Raw genomic sequence first — 3,837 nt, 5'->3', positions numbered from 1 at the left:
CTCGGATACCGTCGCTGTCCAGGATTGCGAGGCCGAAGCTTTCGGAGATGCGCTGTGCCTGCGCCGAGTCTGGACAGGCGAGCCGGACCATCTCGAGAGTGGTGCCCTTGCGGAGCGGGATGACACGGGCGCTGGCGCGAGAGGAGCGAGCAGTTTTGGTCATGGTGAGATCCTTTCTCGGTTTCGCCTTAGGAAGCGATTGGCCCTTGGCCGTCGCTCCCTCGGGTGCGGTCGACCAGAACCGGCTTCAGGGGGCCGCTTCAGGGGGCGGCGGCTGCCAAGGCGAGCATGGGTGGGCCAAAGGCCGAGCGGGCCTTCAGGCCTGCGAAGAACGCGGCCCCCATCGCGAGACGGCGGCCGCCGATCGCCTCGCGACTTGCCCTTGAAGCGGACCGCGGCCGGTTCAGACCGCAGCCCAAACCGAGGGAGCGCCGGCCAAGGGGCAGCGAGCCGCCGAAACCTTGAGAGGTCGGGCCAAACCTGCTGAACTCTCCGTCTCGACATGAAGTGTCCGCGCGCGCCGCTCGCACTCCAATTGGTGCTTCCTTCCGTCTCTCACCGCCACGCAGCGGAAACGCGACGGAGCGTCCGAAACTCGGCGATCGCCGCCTCCTGCCGATCGAGCTTTCGCGTGAGGGCGTCGATATCGCCGCGACGAGCCAGGGCGAGCTCCGCGACGTGCTGCTGAAACAGCCGCTCGTCTGCTTTCGTCCAGTTCGAGGCGCTATCGGCGCGCCGCCGCCGCTTCGTCCGATCGGTGATCGTCAGCCGTTCGGCGCGTGACGCGATCTGGCGCTCGATGAGGCCGAGACGGCGCTGCGTCTCGGCTTGCGCGGCTTTCATGCGCCCGAGTAGGAAGCGCTGGACTTGAGGCTCAATCATCGCTCCGTCCTTACAGGCCATAGAGGAAAGGGCGGGCTCGTCGGGAGTGTTGTCGTCCGGGAGGGACACCGCGGCGATGGATGAAGCGACGTCGTCGCCAGTGACGCCCCGTGCCGAATCGATGCTAGCGTGCTTGCGCATGCCTGGCGTAAGGATGCCATCGAGTGCGTAGGCGATGGCGCTCTCGCACGTGCATGAGGAGATCGACGCCGACAAGGCCTTCATGGCTGAATCTCCTTTCTGTCGGCATCAGCCGGGCAGGGCTTCGGCGCGTGGATGGATAGGCGCACGGCGCACTTCCAAGCGTCGGTGCCGGTGAAATGCCGTCCAAGCCGTGGATGCCAGACGACGAGGTCCGGCATTTCGCCGTCCTCGAGGGTTTCCGTGTGCCAGCCGAAGGCTTTGGCAATGAGGCGCCAGGGCATGGGTCACCTCCATCCGACGAAGTCCGACGGGCCGCCGTAGACCCGGTGGCGCGCCTCATCGATCACGAAGCCGAAGCGACCGACGTGATACTCGCCGGAGGGGACGAGGAAGCGGCGCTCCTCAGTCCCGGGCCCACGCTTCCCGCCGAGCGTCGCAACGACCTCGACGAAGCCGCTCTCGTGCTTGGATGTGATGGCAGAGACGACGAGCCAGTCACGCGCATGCGCGTGCTCGAAGGCGCGGCGATCCTTTTCGCGGGACTCGCCTGGCTGGAGTGTCGTGCCGGAAATCGCCTCCCAGGCGTCAGGCCAGCTGTCCTTGATGGTTCTCTCGGCGCAACGGCGTTCGAACGCCGTGAAGAGGTGCGGAAAGGTGATCGCCACGATCGCCCATTCGGCGTCTTCCTCGTACCAGCCACCCTTCGAGCGCAGCAGGGTATGGACTCTGCGATTGCGCTCGGCGGAGAGGTGGAAGCCGCCGTGGCCCGCGGTCGAGTGGCAGACCACGCCGTCGGCGTAGAGGGTGGCGCCTTGCGAGGCGCCCCACGGCGTGTTCGCCGCAAACCGCACGTCCTTGCGGCCGAGCGCACGCTTTTCGCGCTGGTGCTCGGCGTTCTCCGCGACCATCGATCGGAATGCGGCCTCGTCCCCCAGTGCGCCGGAATGGCCGTAGAAGTCCGCGCGTTGCCATTTTACGATCGGCCGGCCGAGCCGCCAGCCGATTGCGAGATAGTGCCCGCCGCGGTGCGCCGGCAGCATCGCAAAGGCGGTCTCACCCACGCGGGCCGCGAGGAAGCCCTCGGAACTGTGTCCGTACTCAACCTCCGGGCTACCGGAAGTCGGTTCCTGCAAGGTTTCAGGGAGAGAAGCGCTCATGCTGCCCTCCCTTCGACCGCGTCCGCGCCGACCTCGTCGGCAGTCACTTCCTGGAGCACCGCGCCGGGATAGCCGTGGCGTGTCAGCCACTCCTTCGCCTCGGCCTCGTTCGTGCCGAGATAGACGAGTTCGGCATCATCACCGGCGCGGTCGAAAACGCGCATCGAGCCCATGACCGGACGTTCGACGACGGTGAAGTGGAGCTTCGATTCGAGCGAAAACGTCCGGTGGACGCGGATGGCGACGACGCCGCTGGCGCCGTAGTCCGCCTCGTGCAGGGTGAAACAGGCCGACAGCGACCCATTGCCGACGCATCGTCCGCCCTGCTTTCGGATCAGGCGGCCTTTGCTGTTGCTGGACTGCCAGGCGGTGAGCTTCTTCCTGAAGCGCGCCGGCGGCTCCCGCGTTGCGTCGGACCAGGCTATGATCGAGCCTATAGGTGCATTGTCGAAGATCGTGTGCGCGGACATCGTGTCCTCCTTATTTGCGTGTGCGTGGAAACAAAGCCGCCGCCGGCTGGGCCGGCGGCGGTGAATCGTTCGGAAGAAAAGGCGCGCGTCCCTCTATTCGGCCGCCTCCCTAAATGCCTCGGTCTCTTCGTCGGAGAGGTCATCGCCCATGCCGGCGGCGTCCTCTTCAGCTTCGTCGGCGTCTGCCGTCGTCTCGCTCGACGACAACCATTGCGAAAGCTTCACAGCGTCCGGTGCGAAGAGCGCTGTGGGATGGACGAAGTGCCCTTCCTTGAACTGCTCAACGAGCGCCGCGCGCGTGTCCTTCACGCGCTGGCGCGGCAGAACGGGGGTGTCCTTGCACGAGGCCTCGAGCGCTGTGCGCGACAGGCAGGAGAGGAAGTCCTCCGTGCCCATGTTCGGCAGGAAGGTGTCTGCGCCGATTACCTCACCGACGACGCGGGCGACGATACCGCTATTGGTGGCGTTCTCCCGGCATGAGAATACGTCGACCAGCATGGTGCGCGCCGCGACACGAAGCGTCTCCATGTCGAAGGAGAGCTTGCCGGCGCCGTCGAACAGTGCCGCCGCGTTCTTCGCCAGCCGGCTGTGGCCGTAATAGGTCCCGCCGCTTCCCGTCGTCACGGAGACGTTCTGGCCCGCGAAGGCGAGGATCAGCAGGGCCATCAGCGTGTCGTCCTCGATCGGCGCGCGGCCGAGCGCCTCGCGCAGCGCGTCGGTGCGGTAATCGCCGATCATCTCGGCGCCCTTGCGGGTCACGTCGGGACGGGGATTCGAGACCTCGCCGACATCGTCCGGAGCGTTGTCCGATCCTGCAGCGGTCTTGCCCTTCGGCTTCTTCGCCGCTGGCATACGGTAGTGCACGGTCTGCACGCGGCCATCGCGGTCAAGATACATAGCCGTGCAGTCCGACTTCGCCGGCTTGCCGTGGACGCGCTCGGCCTTCGGCGGCAGCTTCACCTCGCCGTAGTTGGTGGTCTCGGCGATGATGCCTTTCTTCGGCAGGTTCGCCGTCATCCACTCCTGCTGCGCGCCGAGGAAGGCCTCGACGTCAGTGGTGTAACGGCTGTCCTCGTCGGCTGGAGCGAACAGGTCCTCGACCCAGTGGATGCCGTAGGCCTGCGCGAGTTCGTCGCCGAAGCTCGCGTGGCGCGCGTGCATGCGGGTCTTCTGCAACGCTTGTG

General features: G+C 66.4%; 4 protein-coding genes and 1 pseudogene. All 5 read right to left on the bottom strand.

Features of this window, described 5'->3' with window-relative positions; all coding sequences use genetic code 11:
* Positions 1-555 precede the first annotated feature (555 nt).
* Entirely contained in the window at positions 556-1,107 is a 552-nt protein-coding gene (locus JHD07_RS39915; protein WP_366865730.1) for a hypothetical protein, read from the bottom strand.
* Positions 1,104-1,307, bottom strand: coding sequence for a hypothetical protein (locus tag JHD07_RS35015; RefSeq protein ID WP_291630497.1), 204 nt, complete (start codon positions 1,305-1,307; stop codon positions 1,104-1,106). Before JHD07_RS35015 ends, JHD07_RS39915 begins: the two co-directional genes overlap by 4 nt.
* Before the next feature lie 3 nt (positions 1,308-1,310).
* On the bottom strand, positions 1,311-2,183 hold the full coding sequence (locus JHD07_RS35010; protein WP_291630495.1) for a hypothetical protein: 873 nt from the start codon (positions 2,181-2,183) through the stop codon (positions 1,311-1,313).
* Positions 2,180-2,653 carry a hypothetical protein gene (locus tag JHD07_RS35005; RefSeq protein WP_291630493.1) on the bottom strand — a complete coding sequence of 158 codons (474 nt, stop codon included), beginning with the start codon at positions 2,651-2,653 and terminating at the stop codon, positions 2,180-2,182. Before JHD07_RS35005 ends, JHD07_RS35010 begins: the two co-directional genes overlap by 4 nt.
* 93 nt (positions 2,654-2,746) lie before the next feature.
* Positions 2,747-3,837: pseudogene (locus JHD07_RS35000) on the bottom strand (plasmid partitioning protein); the annotation flags it as partial.

The sequence above is a fragment of the Bradyrhizobium sp. genome (assembly GCF_016462955.1).
Classification (GTDB): Bacteria; Pseudomonadota; Alphaproteobacteria; order Rhizobiales; family Xanthobacteraceae; genus Bradyrhizobium.
Note: the sequence above shows the minus strand (reverse complement) of the source record. Positions and strands in the feature narration are given on the sequence as shown.